Source organism: Pseudomonas sp. Soil_N_39 (assembly GCF_057655955.1).
Genome location: NZ_JBDGLI010000003.1, coordinates 208,007 through 222,556, shown reverse-complemented (window position 1 = coordinate 222,556; position 14,550 = coordinate 208,007). Strand labels below are relative to the sequence as shown.

Annotated in this window: 17 protein-coding genes; 3 read left to right on the top strand and 14 right to left on the bottom strand. The window is 59.6% G+C overall.

Going from position 1 to position 14,550, the window contains the following annotated elements; translation table 11 throughout:
* Window positions 1-10 precede the first annotated feature (10 nt).
* The 10 genes from tolQ to AC3A5O_RS05715 form a co-directional block, all read right to left on the bottom strand.
* On the bottom strand, window positions 11-706 hold the full coding sequence (gene tolQ / locus AC3A5O_RS05760) for a protein TolQ (protein ID WP_014339916.1): 696 nt from the start codon (window positions 704-706) through the stop codon (window positions 11-13).
* On the bottom strand, window positions 696-1,163 hold the full coding sequence (ybgC, locus tag AC3A5O_RS05755; protein ID WP_003205037.1) for a tol-pal system-associated acyl-CoA thioesterase: 468 nt from the start codon (window positions 1,161-1,163) through the stop codon (window positions 696-698). The genes tolQ and ybgC overlap by 11 nt, the downstream gene beginning before the upstream one ends.
* A 127-nt stretch (window positions 1,164-1,290) precedes the next feature.
* Window positions 1,291-2,352, bottom strand: coding sequence for a Holliday junction branch migration DNA helicase RuvB (gene ruvB, locus AC3A5O_RS05750; RefSeq protein ID WP_003178599.1), 1,062 nt, complete (start codon window positions 2,350-2,352; stop codon window positions 1,291-1,293).
* On the bottom strand, window positions 2,353-2,961 hold the full coding sequence (gene ruvA / locus AC3A5O_RS05745; protein ID WP_053124616.1) for a Holliday junction branch migration protein RuvA: 609 nt from the start codon (window positions 2,959-2,961) through the stop codon (window positions 2,353-2,355). It abuts the gene before it with no gap.
* A gap of 114 nt (window positions 2,962-3,075) precedes the next feature.
* Window positions 3,076-3,600 carry a crossover junction endodeoxyribonuclease RuvC gene (ruvC, locus tag AC3A5O_RS05740; protein ID WP_014339919.1) on the bottom strand — a complete coding sequence of 175 codons (525 nt, stop codon included), beginning with the start codon at window positions 3,598-3,600 and terminating at the stop codon, window positions 3,076-3,078.
* Between the two features lie 162 nt (window positions 3,601-3,762).
* The gene (locus AC3A5O_RS05735; RefSeq protein WP_018614256.1) at window positions 3,763-4,509 is read right to left on the bottom strand and encodes a YebC/PmpR family DNA-binding transcriptional regulator; all 747 of its coding nucleotides are present in this window, start codon (window positions 4,507-4,509) and stop codon (window positions 3,763-3,765) included.
* Window positions 4,510-4,629: 120 nt separating this feature from the next.
* Window positions 4,630-6,405: an aspartate--tRNA ligase gene (gene aspS, locus AC3A5O_RS05730; RefSeq protein WP_122569386.1), complete on the bottom strand. Its 1,776-nt coding sequence runs from the start codon at window positions 6,403-6,405 to the stop codon at window positions 4,630-4,632.
* A gap of 75 nt (window positions 6,406-6,480) precedes the next feature.
* Window positions 6,481-6,702 (bottom strand): FmdB family zinc ribbon protein, encoded by a 222-nt coding sequence (locus AC3A5O_RS05725; RefSeq protein ID WP_003178589.1) that lies wholly within the window; start codon window positions 6,700-6,702, stop codon window positions 6,481-6,483.
* 259 nt (window positions 6,703-6,961) lie between these two features.
* Window positions 6,962-7,303, bottom strand: a complete 342-nt coding sequence (locus AC3A5O_RS05720) for a ribbon-helix-helix domain-containing protein (RefSeq protein WP_305468238.1) — start codon at window positions 7,301-7,303, stop codon at window positions 6,962-6,964.
* A gap of 206 nt (window positions 7,304-7,509) precedes the next feature.
* Window positions 7,510-7,980: a Dps family protein gene (locus AC3A5O_RS05715; RefSeq protein ID WP_122569388.1), complete on the bottom strand. Its 471-nt coding sequence runs from the start codon at window positions 7,978-7,980 to the stop codon at window positions 7,510-7,512.
* Window positions 7,981-8,375: 395 nt separating this feature from the next.
* Between AC3A5O_RS05715 and AC3A5O_RS05710 the strand changes: the two genes are divergently transcribed.
* Window positions 8,376-8,981, top strand: a complete 606-nt coding sequence (locus AC3A5O_RS05710; RefSeq protein WP_122569389.1) for a cold-shock protein — start codon at window positions 8,376-8,378, stop codon at window positions 8,979-8,981.
* Between the two features lie 77 nt (window positions 8,982-9,058).
* On the opposite strand, the gene AC3A5O_RS05705 is transcribed toward AC3A5O_RS05710, so the two are convergent.
* Complete coding sequence (locus AC3A5O_RS05705) at window positions 9,059-9,265, bottom strand: SlyX family protein (RefSeq protein WP_025215235.1); 207 nt, start codon at window positions 9,263-9,265, stop codon at window positions 9,059-9,061.
* Between the two features lie 3 nt (window positions 9,266-9,268).
* Window positions 9,269-9,694: an HIT domain-containing protein gene (locus tag AC3A5O_RS05700; RefSeq protein WP_122569390.1), complete on the bottom strand. Its 426-nt coding sequence runs from the start codon at window positions 9,692-9,694 to the stop codon at window positions 9,269-9,271.
* A gap of 886 nt (window positions 9,695-10,580) precedes the next feature.
* On the opposite strand from AC3A5O_RS05700, the gene AC3A5O_RS05695 reads away from it, so the two are divergent.
* Window positions 10,581-11,837 carry an OprD family porin gene (locus AC3A5O_RS05695; protein ID WP_305468241.1) on the top strand — a complete coding sequence of 419 codons (1,257 nt, stop codon included), beginning with the start codon at window positions 10,581-10,583 and terminating at the stop codon, window positions 11,835-11,837.
* A gap of 165 nt (window positions 11,838-12,002) precedes the next feature.
* On the opposite strand, the gene AC3A5O_RS05690 is transcribed toward AC3A5O_RS05695, so the two are convergent.
* Window positions 12,003-12,845 (bottom strand): mechanosensitive ion channel family protein, encoded by an 843-nt coding sequence (locus AC3A5O_RS05690; RefSeq protein WP_305468243.1) that lies wholly within the window; start codon window positions 12,843-12,845, stop codon window positions 12,003-12,005.
* A 145-nt stretch (window positions 12,846-12,990) separates the two neighbouring features.
* Window positions 12,991-13,476 (bottom strand): YajQ family cyclic di-GMP-binding protein, encoded by a 486-nt coding sequence (locus AC3A5O_RS05685; RefSeq protein WP_003205057.1) that lies wholly within the window; start codon window positions 13,474-13,476, stop codon window positions 12,991-12,993.
* Window positions 13,477-13,618: 142 nt separating this feature from the next.
* Between AC3A5O_RS05685 and AC3A5O_RS05680 the strand changes: the two genes are divergently transcribed.
* On the top strand, window positions 13,619-14,536 hold the full coding sequence (locus AC3A5O_RS05680) for a putative 2-dehydropantoate 2-reductase (RefSeq protein WP_487752932.1): 918 nt from the start codon (window positions 13,619-13,621) through the stop codon (window positions 14,534-14,536).
* The last annotated feature ends 14 nt before the right edge of the window (window positions 14,537-14,550 follow it).

Here is a 14,550-nt window from a genome sequence, read left to right as displayed (position 1 = left end):
AAATACCTGCTTATTCTTCGCTGGTGTGCACTTTACGGTGCAGGATCGCCTGGAATTCATCGGCGAAGGTGTAGTAACGGCCGGTCAGCATTTCGCTGCGGGCAGCGAAGCGGTTGTAGGCGATAACGGCCGGGATGGCCGCGAACAGACCGATGGCGGTGGCGATCAGTGCCTCGGCGATGCCCGGGGCCACGGTGGCCAGGGTCGCTTGCTGGGCGGAAGCCAGGCCGCGGAAGGAGTTCATGATCCCCCACACGGTACCGAACAGACCGATGTACGGGCTGACCGAACCAACGGTGGCCAGGAACGACAGGCCCTGCTCGAGCTTTTCTTCCTCGCGGGAAATGGCGACGCGCATGGCGCGAGCCACACCTTCCATCACCGCCTCAGGGTCGACGCCCGGCTGCTGGCGCAAGCGGGAGAACTCCTTGAAGCCGGCACGGAAGATCTGCTCGACGCCCGAATCCGGGTCCGGGTTGCTGCCAGCCTGGCGATAGAGCTTGGACAGGTCGATACCGGACCAGAAGCGCTCCTCGAAGCTCTCCAGGGCACGGCGACCGGCGCGCAGCATGTTGCTGCGCTGAAAGATCATGATCCATGAGGTCACCGATGCGGCTACCAGGGTCAGCATTACCAGTTGCACCACGACGCTGGCATTGCTGACCAGGCTCCACATGGAGGAATGGTCGACGACGTTAGCTTCCACGCTTTATCTCCTGCTCTGAGTGTGTACCCGCGCCGCTCACGCCGGCAAAGGCCGCGCGTAGAGCTTCGGGAATGGCCCGGGGTTTCAAACTATGGGTGCGCACACAGGCCACCAAAAACTGCCCTTCGCAGAGCAGCACATTATCCGTAGCCCGCCTGACCTGCTGCTTGAAACGCAGGCTGACACGGTTCAATTCGATGACATCGGCACTTACCACCAGTTCGTCGTCCAGTCGCGCCGGCGCGTGGTAACGCGCTTCGCTGGAATGCACGACGAATAACAGGTCCTCCCCTGCGAGTGCGGATTGGGCAAAACCCAGTTCCCGCAGCCGTTCGGTTCGAGCCCGTTCCATAAACTTGAGGTAATTGACGTAGTAGACGATGCCGCCAGCATCGGTGTCCTCGTAATAAACGCGACAGCGATGTGCGAACGACTCCAGCCCGTTTTGCGCGCGCATACTCTAGTGCTTACTCCTCAGGTTGCCAATCGGCCTGGCAACTGTTTTTTCATTCTCGAACGCATTGACGCTCCAGACGTCGTCTGGGACAGCACGAACCGGAAAAAAGTCGGCGAACAGAGCTCGTTCAATCGTCCACGGCATCGAGGAATTCGTCTACCACCGGCATCTCGCCCATTCGTGTCGGGATGTTTAAGCCAAAGTGCAGATAAGCATGGCGGGTCACCACTCGTCCACGGGGGGTGCGCATGATGTAGCCCTGTTGGATCAGATACGGTTCCAGCACATCTTCAATGGTGTGACGCTCTTCGCTGATGGCCGCCGCCAGGCTGTCCACGCCCACCGGGCCACCGTCGAACTTCTCGATCATGGTCAGCAGCAGACGCCGGTCCTGGTGATCGAAACCACGCTCGTCGATGTCCAGCAGGTTCAACGCCAGGTCGGCAATCGGTTTGGTGATGTGGCCTTTGGCCCGAACTTCGGCAAAATCCCGGACCCGGCGCAGCAGACGGTTGGCGATCCGCGGCGTACCCCGGGCACGCCGGGCGATCTCATACGCACCGTCCGGGTCCAGCGGCAACCCGAGAATGCCCGCCGAGCGGCTGACAATCGTCGCCAGGTCGGCGTTGTTGTAGAACTCCAGGCGTTGGACGATACCGAAACGGTCGCGCAACGGGTTGGTCAGCATGCCGGCGCGGGTGGTGGCGCCCACCAGGGTGAACGGCGGCAGGTCGAGCTTGATGGAGCGCGCTGCCGGCCCTTCGCCGATCATGATGTCGAGCTGAAAATCTTCCATGGCCGGGTACAGCACTTCCTCGACGATCGGCGACAAGCGATGGATTTCGTCGATGAAGAGCACGTCATGGGGCTCAAGGTTGGTCAGCAGCGCCGCCAGATCGCCCGGCCGTTCAAGCACCGGCCCCGACGTGCTTTTGATCGAAACACCCATTTCCTGGGCGATGATGTTGGCCAGGGTAGTCTTGCCCAGGCCCGGCGGGCCGAAGATCAAGGTGTGGTCCAGGGACTCGCTGCGCCCACGGGCCGCCTGGATGAACAGCTCCATCTGCTCGCGCACGGTCGGTTGGCCGATGTAGTCGGCCAGGCTGACAGGACGAATCGCGCGGTCCTGGATTTCCTCGCGGTCACGGGGCGCGCCCGTGGCAGCGATCAGACGGTCAGCTTCAATCACTTAAATCATTCCCTTCAGGGCACGGCGAATCATGTCTTCGGTGCTCAGGCCTTTTTCCTTGATGGCGGAAATCGCCTTGCTGGCCTCCTGCGGCTTGTAGCCCAGGGAGATCAGCGCAGTGACCGCATCGTTTTCGGCGCTGACCGCAGGCACCGGCGCGTCCGGCTGGTTCGGCACCAGGGCGAACATCGCCGGCACCGCCTCCCAGGCCTTGAAGCGGTCCTTGAGTTCGACCAGCAGGCGCTCGGCGGTTTTCTTGCCCACCCCCGGCACCTTGGTCAGGGCCGAGGTGTCCTGGGACTGCACGCAACGCACCAATTCGTCGACTTCCAGGCTCGACATCAAGGCCAGGGCCAGTTTCGGGCCGACGCCATTGAGACGGATCAACTCGCGGAAGAAATCCCGCTCGCGCTTGCCGACGAAACCATAGAGTAACTGCGCATCCTCGCGCACGACCAAATGGGTGTGCAGGGTCAGCGGCTCGCCGACCGACGGCAAGCGATACAGCGTGGTCATGGGCACTTCCAGCTCATAGCCCAGGCCATTTACATCCAGAATCAGGTGCGGCGGCTGTTTTTCAGCCAGGGTGCCGCGCAAGCGTCCAATCACGTTTCAGATCCTTGGGTGTTGGCCAGCCCGCGGGCTGGCGAATAACAGCCCGGGCATGAAGGCCGACGACACAGGCACAACTTACTCGGGTTCATGAATGAAGCGCTGATGCTATCAGAGACGCAGGCGCCCGCCACGACTGCGTGCAGTCCCCAGACCATGAGGCAACAGGCTGGAACGGGTATGGGCATGGCAAATAGCGATGGCCAGGGCGTCGGAGGCGTCGATTTGCGGCTTGCTGACCAGTTTCAACAGGTGCATCACCATCATTTGCACCTGCTCCTTGTTCGCCGCCCCGGTGCCGACGACTGCCTGCTTGACCTGGGTCGCGGTGTACTCGGCGATCTCCAGGTTTTCCTCGGCGCCCGCCACAATGGCCGCGCCCCGGGCCTGCCCCAGCTTCAGGGCCGAATCGGCGTTGCGCGCCATGAAGACCCGTTCAATGCCCATGGTCACCGGGCCGTAGGTCTGGATGACTTCGCGCACGCCGCGATAAACGATCTGCAAGCGCTCATGCAGCTCACCGGCACCGGTGCGGATGCAACCAGAGGCGACGTATACACAGCCGCGCCCGGTATCGCGAACCACGCCGTAGCCGGTGATGCGCGAACCAGGGTCGATACCAAGGATTAAAGTCATAACGCCTGCGGTTTAAGGGGAGTTATTCAGACCCGTGGGAGCGAGCTTGCTCGCGATGGCGTCGGATCAGCAAGCAAAGCATTGACTGAAGTACCGCTATCGCGAGCAAGCTCGCTCCCACATTTTGGTCATTCGCAATCGTCAATATTTGAACAAGCCTTCTCAGCCAAGCTGTTCAGCCACCGACTCCGGAATATCGGCGTTGGAATAAACGTTCTGCACGTCATCCAGGTCTTCCAGCATGTCGATCAGCTTGAGCACCTTCTCGGCGCCTTCCAGATCCAGTTCGGCGCTGGTGGTCGGCTGCATGACGATTTCCGCGTCGGCGGGCTTGAAACCGGCCGCCTCCAGGGCGTTGCGCACGGCATAGAAGCTGGCGAACGAGGTGAACACGTCGAACGACCCGTCTTCATGGCTGACCACGTCATCGGCGTCGGCCTCCAGGGCCGCTTCCGTCAGGGCATCTTCATCGAGGCCCGGGGCGAAGCTGATTTGCCCCTTGCGCTCGAACAGATAGGCCACCGAGCCGTCGGTGCCGAGGTTGCCACCGCATTTGCTGAACGCGTGACGCACGGCGGCAGCGGTACGGTTGCGGTTGTCGGTCATGCATTCGACCATCACCGCCACGCCGCCCGGGCCATAACCCTCGTAGGTCAGCTCTTCAACGTTGTCGGCCTCGGTCGCACCCGCGCCACGGGCGATGGCCCGGTCGATGATGTCGCGGCTCATGTTGGCACCCAAGGCCTTGTCCAGGGCCAAGCGCAGGCGCGGGTTGGAACCCGGATCGCCGCCGCCCTGGCGGGCCGCGACCGTCAGCTCACGGATCCACTTGGTGAAGATCTTGCCTCTCTTGGCATCCTGACGTTCTTTGCGGTGCTTGATGTTCGCCCACTTGGAATGACCTGCCATAACTCGCTCCGTTTCTCTTTGGAACATTGCCCGCCCCGCGCGTGCGCAGTGGCCGGCAATCAGAAATATCGACCCCAATGAAAAGGCGCATCCGAAGATGCGCCCTCTCAGGTGCCAGCCTTACTCAGCCTTTGGCTGTTCACGCAGACGGATGTGCAACTCGCGCAGCGCCTTGGCGTCCACTACGCCCGGCGCCTGGGTCATGACATCGGCCGCGCTCTGGGTTTTCGGGAACGCGATCACTTCGCGGATCGACTGGGCGCCGGTCATCAGCATCACCAGGCGGTCCAGGCCGAAGGCCAGGCCACCGTGGGGCGGTGCACCGTACTTCAGCGCATCGAGCAGGAAGCCGAATTTCTCTTCCTGCTCCGCTTCGTTGATGCCCAGCAGACGGAACACCGCCTGTTGCATTTCCTTGCGATGGATACGGATCGAACCGCCACCCAGCTCGGTGCCGTTCAGGACCATGTCGTAGGCGCGCGACAGGGCGGTGGCCGGGTTGGCCTCCAATTCTTCAGGCGAGCACTTCGGCGCGGTGAACGGGTGGTGCAGCGCAGAGAAGCTGCCGTCGTCGTTTTCTTCGAACATCGGGAAGTCGACGACCCACATCGGCGCCCACTCGCAGGTCAGCAGCTTCAGGTCGTGGCCCAGCTTGATGCGCAGCGCGCCCAGGGCTTCGCTGACGATCTTGGCCTTGTCGGCGCCGAAGAACACGATGTCGCCGTCAACCGCACCCACGCGATCGAGGATCACGTTGAGATTGGCTTCAGGGATGTTTTTCACGATCGGCGATTGCAGGCCGTCGACACCGGCGGCGCGCTCGTTGACCTTGATGTACGCCAGGCCCTTGGCACCGTAGATGCCGACGAACTTGGTGTAGTCGTCGATCTGCTTGCGCGGCATGCTGGCGCCGCCTGGAACACGCAGGGCCGCGATACGGCATTTCGGATCGTTGGCCGGGCCGCTGAACACTTTGAAATCGACTTCCTTGAGCTGGTCGGCCACGTCAACCAGTTCCAACGGGTTACGCAGGTCCGGCTTGTCGGAACCGTAGCGGCGCATGGCCTCTTCGAAGGTCATGTGCGGGAACTCACCGAATTCCAGGCCCAGCACTTCCTTGAACAGGTTACGGATCATGCCTTCGGTCAGGCCCATGATGTCTTTTTCGTCGAGGAAACTGGTCTCGATGTCGATCTGAGTGAACTCAGGCTGACGGTCGGCACGCAGGTCTTCGTCGCGGAAGCACTTGGCGATCTGGTAGTAGCGATCGAACCCGGCCACCATCAGCAGTTGCTTGAACAGCTGTGGCGATTGCGGCAGGGCGAAGAAGCTGCCGGGGTGGGTACGGCTCGGCACCAGGTAGTCGCGGGCGCCTTCCGGCGTGGCGCGGGTCAGGATCGGTGTCTCGACGTCGAGGAAGCCGTTCTCGTCCAGGTAGCGACGGATGCTGGTGGTCATGCGCGAACGCAGGCGCAGCTTCTCGGCCATTTCCGGGCGACGCAGGTCGATGAAACGGTAGCGCAGGCGGGTTTCCTCGCCCACGTCGGAGTATTCGTTGAGTGGGAACGGCGGGGTTTCCGACTCGTTGAGCACTTCCAGCTCGTAGCCCAGCACTTCGATCATGCCCGACGCCATGTTGGCGTTACCGGCGCCGGCCGGGCGCAGGCGTACCTTGCCGGTGATCTTGACGACGTATTCACTGCGCACGCGGTCGGCAGTGGCGAAGGTTTCAGCGCGGTCCGGATCGAACACCACCTGGGCCAGGCCTTCACGATCACGGATATCGAGGAAAATCACCCCGCCATGGTCACGGCGACGATGGACCCATCCGCAAAGAGTAACTTCCTGACCTTCCAGGCTTTCGTTCAGTTGGCCGCAATAATGGCTGCGCATCATGGTAGTGGTTTCACTTCTCGTAATTCGTCATTCGGTTGGAGGCCCTGCCCGTGCAAGAACTCGCGCGTATTCAACTCAATCAGCTTTGTCGCCACCGGCCAGGTTTTTCTTGGCGCCGGTCTTGAAGTCGGTTTCATACCAGCCCGTGCCGCCGAGGCGGAAACCAGGCATGGACAGCATCTTTTTCAGTTCCGGCGCCTGGCAGGCAGGGCAGTCGACCAGCGGTGCCGCGCTGATCTTTTGAATGGCTTCCATCTGATGACCACAGGAAGCACATTGATAGTCGTACATCGGCATGGGGTTGTCTCGGCGATCAGGTTACTCGCGCAAAGGCGGGGCTTTGCGGCAAAGAGCGGGATTATATCCATTAAATGCAGCCTGTGCAGCCGTAAGACCGCACAGTCATTGCCGACTATGTTGTTCATTCAAGGCTTGTGTGACTCATTGTGGCGAGGGAGCTTGCTCCCGCTTGAGTGCGAAGCGCTCACAAAGAGGGCTGCTACGCAGCCCAGCGGGAGCAAGCTCCCTCGCCACGGAATTTGCAGTCATTGATGGGCTAGACGCCACAATGATCCATCCCGGCGTCCTTCAAACTGTGCACCACGCAGACCACGCGCACCAACCCGCTGAAATTGCGCACCCCGCCATGGCGCAGGTGCACTTCCCTGTCCACATGGGACAGCAACGTGCTGATGGAGCAGCGGTTGAGCTCAGCCATGTCACCGAGGATCTCCCAATAGACCTGCTCCAGCCGCAAACAGGTGGCGAACCCGTTCAGACGAATGGAACGGGCCAGGGGCCGGGCCAGTTGCATATCGAACCCCCGGATGAACGGGTCGACGCTGATGGGCTGAAAACGCCCCCGTCCCCCTTCCCCGGGTTCTTTTCCTTGAATCATACCGTTGACACTCCTTTGCCATACGAGCCTCTGGGTTGGAACAACCCATCTGTGGCTCTATGGAAGCTCAACGGCATCGCCAGTTCCAGACGACTTTATGACCATGGACGTAGGACAAGCCAACAGCAGGCCGGCGACGAATTACGCCGTCCTACACGGCCCGTGCAGGCAATGCGCCCCACGCCACGTCATCACCTACTCGATTATTAGCCTTCGAGCAGCGCGCGCAGCATCCACGCGGTCTTTTCGTGAACCTGCATGCGCTGGGTCAGCAGGTCGGCCGTGGGCTCGTCGCTGACCTTGTCCAATAAAGGAAAGATGCCACGGGCCGTACGCGTCACCGCTTCCTGGCCCTCGACCAGTTGCCGGATCATGTCCTCGGCAGCAGGCACGCCTTCCTCTTCTTTAATAGAAGACAGGCGCGCATACACCGAGTAGGCACCCGGGGCCGGGAAGCCAAGGGCGCGGATTCGTTCGGCAATCAGGTCCACCGCCAGGGCCAGCTCGTTGTATTGCTCCTCGAACATCAGGTGCAGGGTCCGAAACATCGGCCCTGTGACATTCCAGTGGAAATTGTGGGTCTTGAGATACAGCACGTAGGTGTCCGACAGCAGGCGCGAGAGCCCGTCGACGATGGACTTGCGGTCTTCCTCACTGATACCGATATCAATTGCCATGGGGTTGATCTCCTGAGGTGATGAATTCGACAACGGCCCTACCCACTCTAGTGGTTCTGGCCGCCTGCGGCCTGCGACAGATCGCCAGCCCTCCAGAACCGACAAGCCAGGACAGCCGACGGTTCCGACGCCCAGGGAAATTCAACGCCGCTTGCCTGGCGCGTTCAAGCAGCCGCGGGGCTTTTCTGGCCGACGAACAGCGCGGTGCGCGCCCGTAACGGGTTTGAGAAGGCCCGAGCTTTGCTGTTAAATAGGCAGTGTGTCGCTACGCTTATTTTCCCGGGCGTAACGCATAGGCTGATTCGGATACGTGTCCAACGCCTCTCATTGTTTCGAAGCGAACCGTGCCCGACCCGCTCTTCCTTGTGATCTGTCTTAACCGTGAGCCAATCAAAATGTTGAAAATCGTCCACTTGCTAATGGGCGCAGCTGCCCTGCTGCTGTCCTTCATCCCTAGCCTGGGTTCCGAAGCCACACCTTACCTGCAACACCCCGATGCACTGTACCTGGCCTTTTTCGGCCTGCTCAACCTGACCCTTGCCCCCGTCATCCCTTACTGGAACAAAGGTCCACGTCATCAACTGCAAAACCTTGTCAGCGTCATGCTGGTGCTGGCCGTTGCCTTGCAAACCCTGGCCCTGCTGGCGCCCATGCCGGAAATCGGCGGTCAACCGGCCATTCTGTTCAGCCTCGGCGCGGCACTGCTCGCCGTGGCACTGCACCTGGCCGTCAGCTTCTACAAGAAGTCGTCGCCGGCCGCCGCTGCGCAGAACTACGACATGTCCAACCGCGATACCGGCACGGTGAAGTGGTTCAACACGTCCAAAGGGTTCGGCTTCATCTCCCGCGACTCCGGCGATGACATTTTCGTGCATTTCCGGGCCATTCGTGGCGAAGGCCATCGCGTCCTGGTGGAAGGCCAGCGCGTGGAATTCTCCGTGATGAACCGCGACAAGGGCCTGCAGGCCGAAGATGTGATCGCCGCGCTGCCGCGCCGCTGATCCAAGCGTAAAAAAACCGCGATGCAGCCTGGCTGCTCGCGGTTTTTTATTGCCCGGCAAACGGGAATCGGGGCACGTCAGTAGTGAGGGGGCGGCGCCTCTTCTTCAAATGTTTCGAATTGCCCGGCCATTTCTTCCTGGCGCTTGAGCAACGCCGCCATCTGCAGCTGCAAGCGCTCGACAACCCGCTGCTGCGCCACCAGCACATCATTCAATGCCTGGATGGTGTCATCCTGAAACGCCAGGCGGCTTTCCAGATCGGTTACGCGTTCTTCAAGGTTCATGGTTCAGCCCTCCAGAAACTTGAAATCATCGGCCAGGGCCATTCGCAACCGTTCGCGAATGGCCGCGACCTGCCCTGCATTATAAGGCTGGGCCGGGTGCTTGCCCCAGACCGGCGCCGGCCAGGCCGCATCATCACGCTTGCGCACGATGACATGCATGTGCAGTTGACTGACGACATTACCCAAGGTTGCAACGTTCATCTTGTCGGCATCGAACGAATCCTTGAGGGTTTCGGCCAGCGCCGTGGTTTCTTTCCACAGCTGCAATTGATCAATGTCATCCAACTGAAACAATTCGCTGATATTTTCTCGCCGCGGCACGAGGATGAACCACGGGTAGTTGGCGTCGTTGGACAAGAGCAACCGGCACAACGGGAAATCGCCGATGGGCAATGTGTCTTGTTGCAGTCGTGGATCTAAGGCAAACACCGCGCGTACTCCTCGTTATCGATTCTGCCCGGCTCAGCGACCCGCAGGCCTGCATCGGACACAGATGCGCAGCATACTCGCGAACGCCGGATCGATCACTGCGTAGCGTTTCGACACCGTTTCTTCGAACGACTTTTCAATACCCCGGCATCAACCCGTGCAAGCTGACGCACCAACACAGCGCAGGCGGCACGACGAGCTCCTGGCAGGGCCGTACCAGGGCCCAGGCAAGACCTTGGAGCTGTAAGATTTTCGTACAACCTGAAAATTTTTTTGCACCAAAACAGCACAGTGCGTCTACGCTCAGTGCACAAAGCATCCGTGATTTACTCACTGGGTAGGGTGAACCGGTAACGTTTTTGGTTGTCTCGCCACGTTTTTCGATGTCCAACACGAGACCCACACACGAGTCAACCCTATTTAAAACAAGGCCTTTGGGGCCCGGTTTCATGAGGTTTCACCGCGTCAACCGGTCAAATGTGAAAAAAATGTAAACGAAATTCGGGTTTGAGCATGCTTGTTGCATTCATACCCGCACTGTCCAAGGGCCTCGCCGGAAGCGAGAACCTGCCGACATACAAATTAAAGTGGCAAGGCTGCCCACAGGAGCTTCAAGCGCGGTAATGACGGACTCTTTACACCGATGCCGGAAAAGAAAAAACAACATTAAAGTTGTGAATACGGTTGCGTCGGAACAGCTGAAATGCGACATGGATCGAGCCATTGGCGACATGGTCGTAAAGAAGCTGAAAGGTTGAATGGGCAAGTATCGCCAAAGAATGTCGACGTGATATAAGTTTGCGCCGACACAAAAAGAAAGAGCCGCCCAGATAAAAAAACAGGTGGGACGGCAGTACTCTTCTAAAAACCAAAGGAGCAAATCACGATGCGCGTGATGAAGTGGAGCATGATCGCACTGGCTGTATCGGCCAGTACCTCGCAGTTCGCAATGGCCTCTTCCCAGGAAGAATCCAAGGGTTTTCTTGAAGATCAGAGCTTGACTGTTCTGACCCGTGCGCTGTACATGAACCGTGATTTCAAGAACGAACCAAACACTCGTCAAAGTTATCGTGAAGAAGCCGGCGTTGGCGTTCGCGCTATCTACGAATCGGGCTTCACCCAAGGTACCGTTGGTGTAGGCGCTGACGCCTTCGCATTCGGCTCCGCCCGTTTCGACGGTGGCACTGGTCGCGCTGGTAACGGCCTGTTCGCTCAGGACAGTGATGGCAACCTAGAAGAAACACAATCGAAGATTGGCGGCGCGGTTAAGTTCCGTCTGTCCGACACAGTTCTGAAATACGGCAACCAGTTCACTACCAGCCCGGTTTTCTCTACTGACGACAGCCGTCTGCTGCCAGAAGTTGCCACCGGTACCCTGATTACCAGCAAAGAAATCAAAGGCCTGGAGCTGACCGCAGGTCGTTTCAACGCCGTCAGCTCGCAAACTGGCATGGGCGATGACGGCCTTGGCCTGAAGTCTGCCGACATTGCCGGTGCAACCTACCAGTTCACCGACAATTTCGTTGCTGGCGTAGCAGCTTCCGATGTTGAAGATCACTACAAAAAGAAATACCTGAACCTGAACTACACCCTGCCGATCAACGAAGATCAGTCCCTGAACTTCGACTTCAACGGTTATGACAGCCAAGACCAAGGCCAGAAGCTCAGCGGCGACGTTGACAACCGTATCTGGTCCCTTGCAGCTGCCTATGCCATCGGTGCCCACAAGTTCACCCTGGCTCACCAGCGCTCCACCGGTGACACCGGCTACGTGTATGGCGTTGACGGCGGCGGCACCATTTTCCTCGCCAACTCCATCCAGTACTCCGACTTCAACGGTCAGGACGAGCGTTCCTGGCAGGCGCGCTACGACCTGAACATGAAAACTTACGGCGTTCCTGGCCTGAGCTTCATGACTCGTTACGTTACCGGTGACAACATCGAGACTGGCGGCGCAGAAGGCAAAGAGCACGAGTGGGACTTCGAAACCAAGTACGTTCTGCAAAGCGGTCCAGCCAAAGACCTGTCGTTCCGTGTTCGTAGCGCTTTCTACCGCACCAACACCTCTTACACCACCGCAAGTGGCAACCGAGACAACAACGACTTCCGTCTGATCGTCGAATACCCACTGAGCATCTTGTAATTCAGTGCTAGTTCGATAGCTTCACCCGCTACAAACAAAAACCGCTCACCTGATTCAGGTGAGCGGTTTTTTTATGCCCATTACAACGCCCGCTTTAACACAACTTATTAAATAGCAAGCTAACTAAATATAACCTGACCCCAGCGCCAAGTTACATTCAAATAGTTATTGCGCCGCCCCTTCCTGAACGACCCGAATCACTCGCTGTGGAAACGGAATATCAATGCCCGCGTCCTTCAAACGATCCCGCGCCAGTTCATTGAGCATGAACATCACACTCCAATAATCCGCGGTCTTGACCCAAATACGCAGCGACACGGTGATGGAACTGTCGCCCAAGGTGGAAATCACCGCTTCAGGCGCCGGATCCGCCAGCACGCGTTCGTCCTTGGCCAGCTCCAGCAACACTTCCCGGGCCTTTTGCAGGTCGGCCTGGTAATCCACGCCGACATCGAACACGACTTTGCGGGTCGGCTGGCGGTTGGTGTTGGTGATGATCCCGTTCGACAGATTGCCGTTGGGCACGATGACGGTCTTGTTGTCACCGGTGCGCAACACCGTGTGGAAGATCTGGATGCTGTCGACCGTACCGGCCACACCCTGGGCTTCGATCCAGTCACCAATGCGGAACGGACGGAACAGCAGGATCAGCACGCCACCGGCGAAGTTCGCCAGGCTGCCTTGCAAGGCCAAGCCAATCGCCAGGCCGGCAGCACCGATGGCGGCGACGAAGGAAGTGGTTTCCACACCGATCATCGAAGCGACGCTGACGATCAGCAATATCTTCAGAATGATGTTGGCCAGGGTACTGATAAACCCTTGCAGGGCCAGGTCGGCATTACGCAAGGCCAGCAAAGCACCCAGCTTGCGCGTCACTTTGTTGATCAACCACCAGCCGACGGCCAGGGTGATAACGGCCAGCAGCACGCGGCTGCCGTATTCCATGATCATGGGGACCCAGGTCTGGGAAACCTTGACCAGGTTGTCCACTTCAGCGTTCAAATCCATCGTTCTCTCCTATTCCTGTTGCACGCGGCATCTTGTGGCGAGGGAGCTTGCCCCCGCTGGGCTGCGTAGCGGCCCTTTGATGGGGGCTGCGCCCCCAAGCGGGAGCAAGCTCCCTCGCCACAGTGTTTCCCTATAACTGAAGGGATCAGTCGCGGAAGTTATTGAACTGCAGGGGCATGCCGAATTCCTTGCCGCGCAACGCCGCAATGGCTTCCTGCAAGTCGTCACGTTTCTTGCCGGTGACCCGCACCTGCTCGCCCTGGATGGCGGCTTGTACCTTGAGCTTGGCGTCCTTGATATGGGCGACGATCTTCTTCGCCAGCTCCTTGTCGATGCCTTCCTTGAGCACGGCTTCCTGTTTCATCAGCTTGCCCGAGGCATAGGCGTCCTTGACCTCAAGGCACTGCACGTCGATCTTGCGCTTGACCAGCGCCAGCTTGAGGATCTCGATCATCGCCTCGAGCTGGAAGTCGGCCTCGGCGGTCAGGTTCACGGTCAGGTCTTTTTCCTTGAACTCGAAACTGCCCTTGCCCTTGAGGTCATAACGACGGTCGAGTTCCTTGACGGCGTTTTCAACCGCGTTGGTGACTTCGTGCTTGTCCAGTTCGGATACCACGTCGAATGACGGCATGTAGTGTTCTCCAAATAAAAAGGCGCGCCAGTATCAACGGCGCGCGCTTGGCTTGTGGTTAAAATCGGGCTCATTATAACGGCTCTTTTCCTGCCGACACTGCGAGCCCTCCGATGCCTGCGCCAATCCGAGTAAAAAACTGATGTCGACCACCTGGCATGTCCTCGGGGCCGGCAGTCTCGGCACGTTGTGGGCCACGCGCCTGGCCCGGGCCGGGTTGCCGGTGCGGCTGGTGCTGCGCAACGAAGCGCGTTTGCAGGCCTACCGCAGCGTTGGTGGCCTGACACTGGTGGAACAGGGCCAGGCGCAGTGTTACCCGGTGCCGGGCGAAACGGCGGACAGCTCGGAACCGATCAAGCGCCTGCTGCTGGCCTGCAAGGCCTACGATGCGGAAGCGGCAGTGGCGTCGGTGGCCCATCGCCTGGACGCGGAGTCGGAACTGATCCTGTTGCAGAACGGCCTCGGCAGCCAGGACGCTGTGGCCAATTGTGTGCCCCAGGCCCGTTGCATCAGCGCCTCCAGCACCGAAGGCGCGTTCCGCGACGGTGACTGGCGCGTGGTATTCGCCGGCCATGGCTACACCTGGTTGGGCGACCCGGCTCACCCGGTAGCGCCGTTCTGGCTGGACGACCTGGCCGCCGCCGGCATTCCCCACGAATGGAGCGCCGACATCCTCACCCGCCTCTGGCGCAAGCTGGCGCTCAATTGCGCAATCAATCCGTTGACGGTGCTGCATCACTGCAAGAACGGCGGCCTGCTGGAACACCACTGCGAAGTGGCGACCCTGTGCGCGGAACTCACGGATTTGCTCGAACGGTGCGGCCAGCCCGCGGCGGCCGAGGATTTGCAGCCGGAAGTCGAACGGGTGATCCAGGCCACGGCCGCCAATTACTCCTCGATGTACCAGGACGTCGCCAATCGGCGTCGCACCGAAATCAGCTACTTGCTCGATTACGCCTGCAAGGTCGCCCAGCGCCATGAGCTGAGCGTGCCGCACCTGGAACAACTGCGCCAGCGACTGATTGCCCACTTGGACAACCTCGGATTGCCCAGCGACTGAGCAGCGGCTACGCT

Excerpts from the sequence above, each read along its gene's own strand:
- ybgC (WP_003205037.1), bottom strand. The coding sequence starts at position 1,163 with ATGCGCGCGCAAAACGGGCTGGAGTCGTTCGCACATCGCTGTCGCGTT.
- ruvC (WP_014339919.1), bottom strand. The coding sequence starts at position 3,600 with ATGACTTTAATCCTTGGTATCGACCCTGGTTCGCGCATCACCGGCTAC.
- AC3A5O_RS05735 (WP_018614256.1), bottom strand. The coding sequence starts at position 4,509 with ATGGCAGGTCATTCCAAGTGGGCGAACATCAAGCACCGCAAAGAACGT.
- aspS (WP_122569386.1), bottom strand. The coding sequence starts at position 6,405 with ATGATGCGCAGCCATTATTGCGGCCAACTGAACGAAAGCCTGGAAGGT.
- AC3A5O_RS05725 (WP_003178589.1), bottom strand. The coding sequence starts at position 6,702 with ATGCCGATGTACGACTATCAATGTGCTTCCTGTGGTCATCAGATGGAA.
- AC3A5O_RS05720 (WP_305468238.1), bottom strand. The coding sequence starts at position 7,303 with ATGATTCAAGGAAAAGAACCCGGGGAAGGGGGACGGGGGCGTTTTCAG.
- AC3A5O_RS05715 (WP_122569388.1), bottom strand. The coding sequence starts at position 7,980 with ATGGCAATTGATATCGGTATCAGTGAGGAAGACCGCAAGTCCATCGTC.
- AC3A5O_RS05710 (WP_122569389.1), top strand. The coding sequence starts at position 8,376 with ATGTTGAAAATCGTCCACTTGCTAATGGGCGCAGCTGCCCTGCTGCTG.
- AC3A5O_RS05705 (WP_025215235.1), bottom strand. The coding sequence starts at position 9,265 with ATGAACCTTGAAGAACGCGTAACCGATCTGGAAAGCCGCCTGGCGTTT.
- AC3A5O_RS05695 (WP_305468241.1), top strand. The coding sequence starts at position 10,581 with ATGCGCGTGATGAAGTGGAGCATGATCGCACTGGCTGTATCGGCCAGT.
- AC3A5O_RS05690 (WP_305468243.1), bottom strand. The coding sequence starts at position 12,845 with ATGGATTTGAACGCTGAAGTGGACAACCTGGTCAAGGTTTCCCAGACC.
- AC3A5O_RS05685 (WP_003205057.1), bottom strand. The coding sequence starts at position 13,476 with ATGCCGTCATTCGACGTGGTATCCGAACTGGACAAGCACGAAGTCACC.
- AC3A5O_RS05680 (WP_487752932.1), top strand. The coding sequence starts at position 13,619 with ATGTCGACCACCTGGCATGTCCTCGGGGCCGGCAGTCTCGGCACGTTG.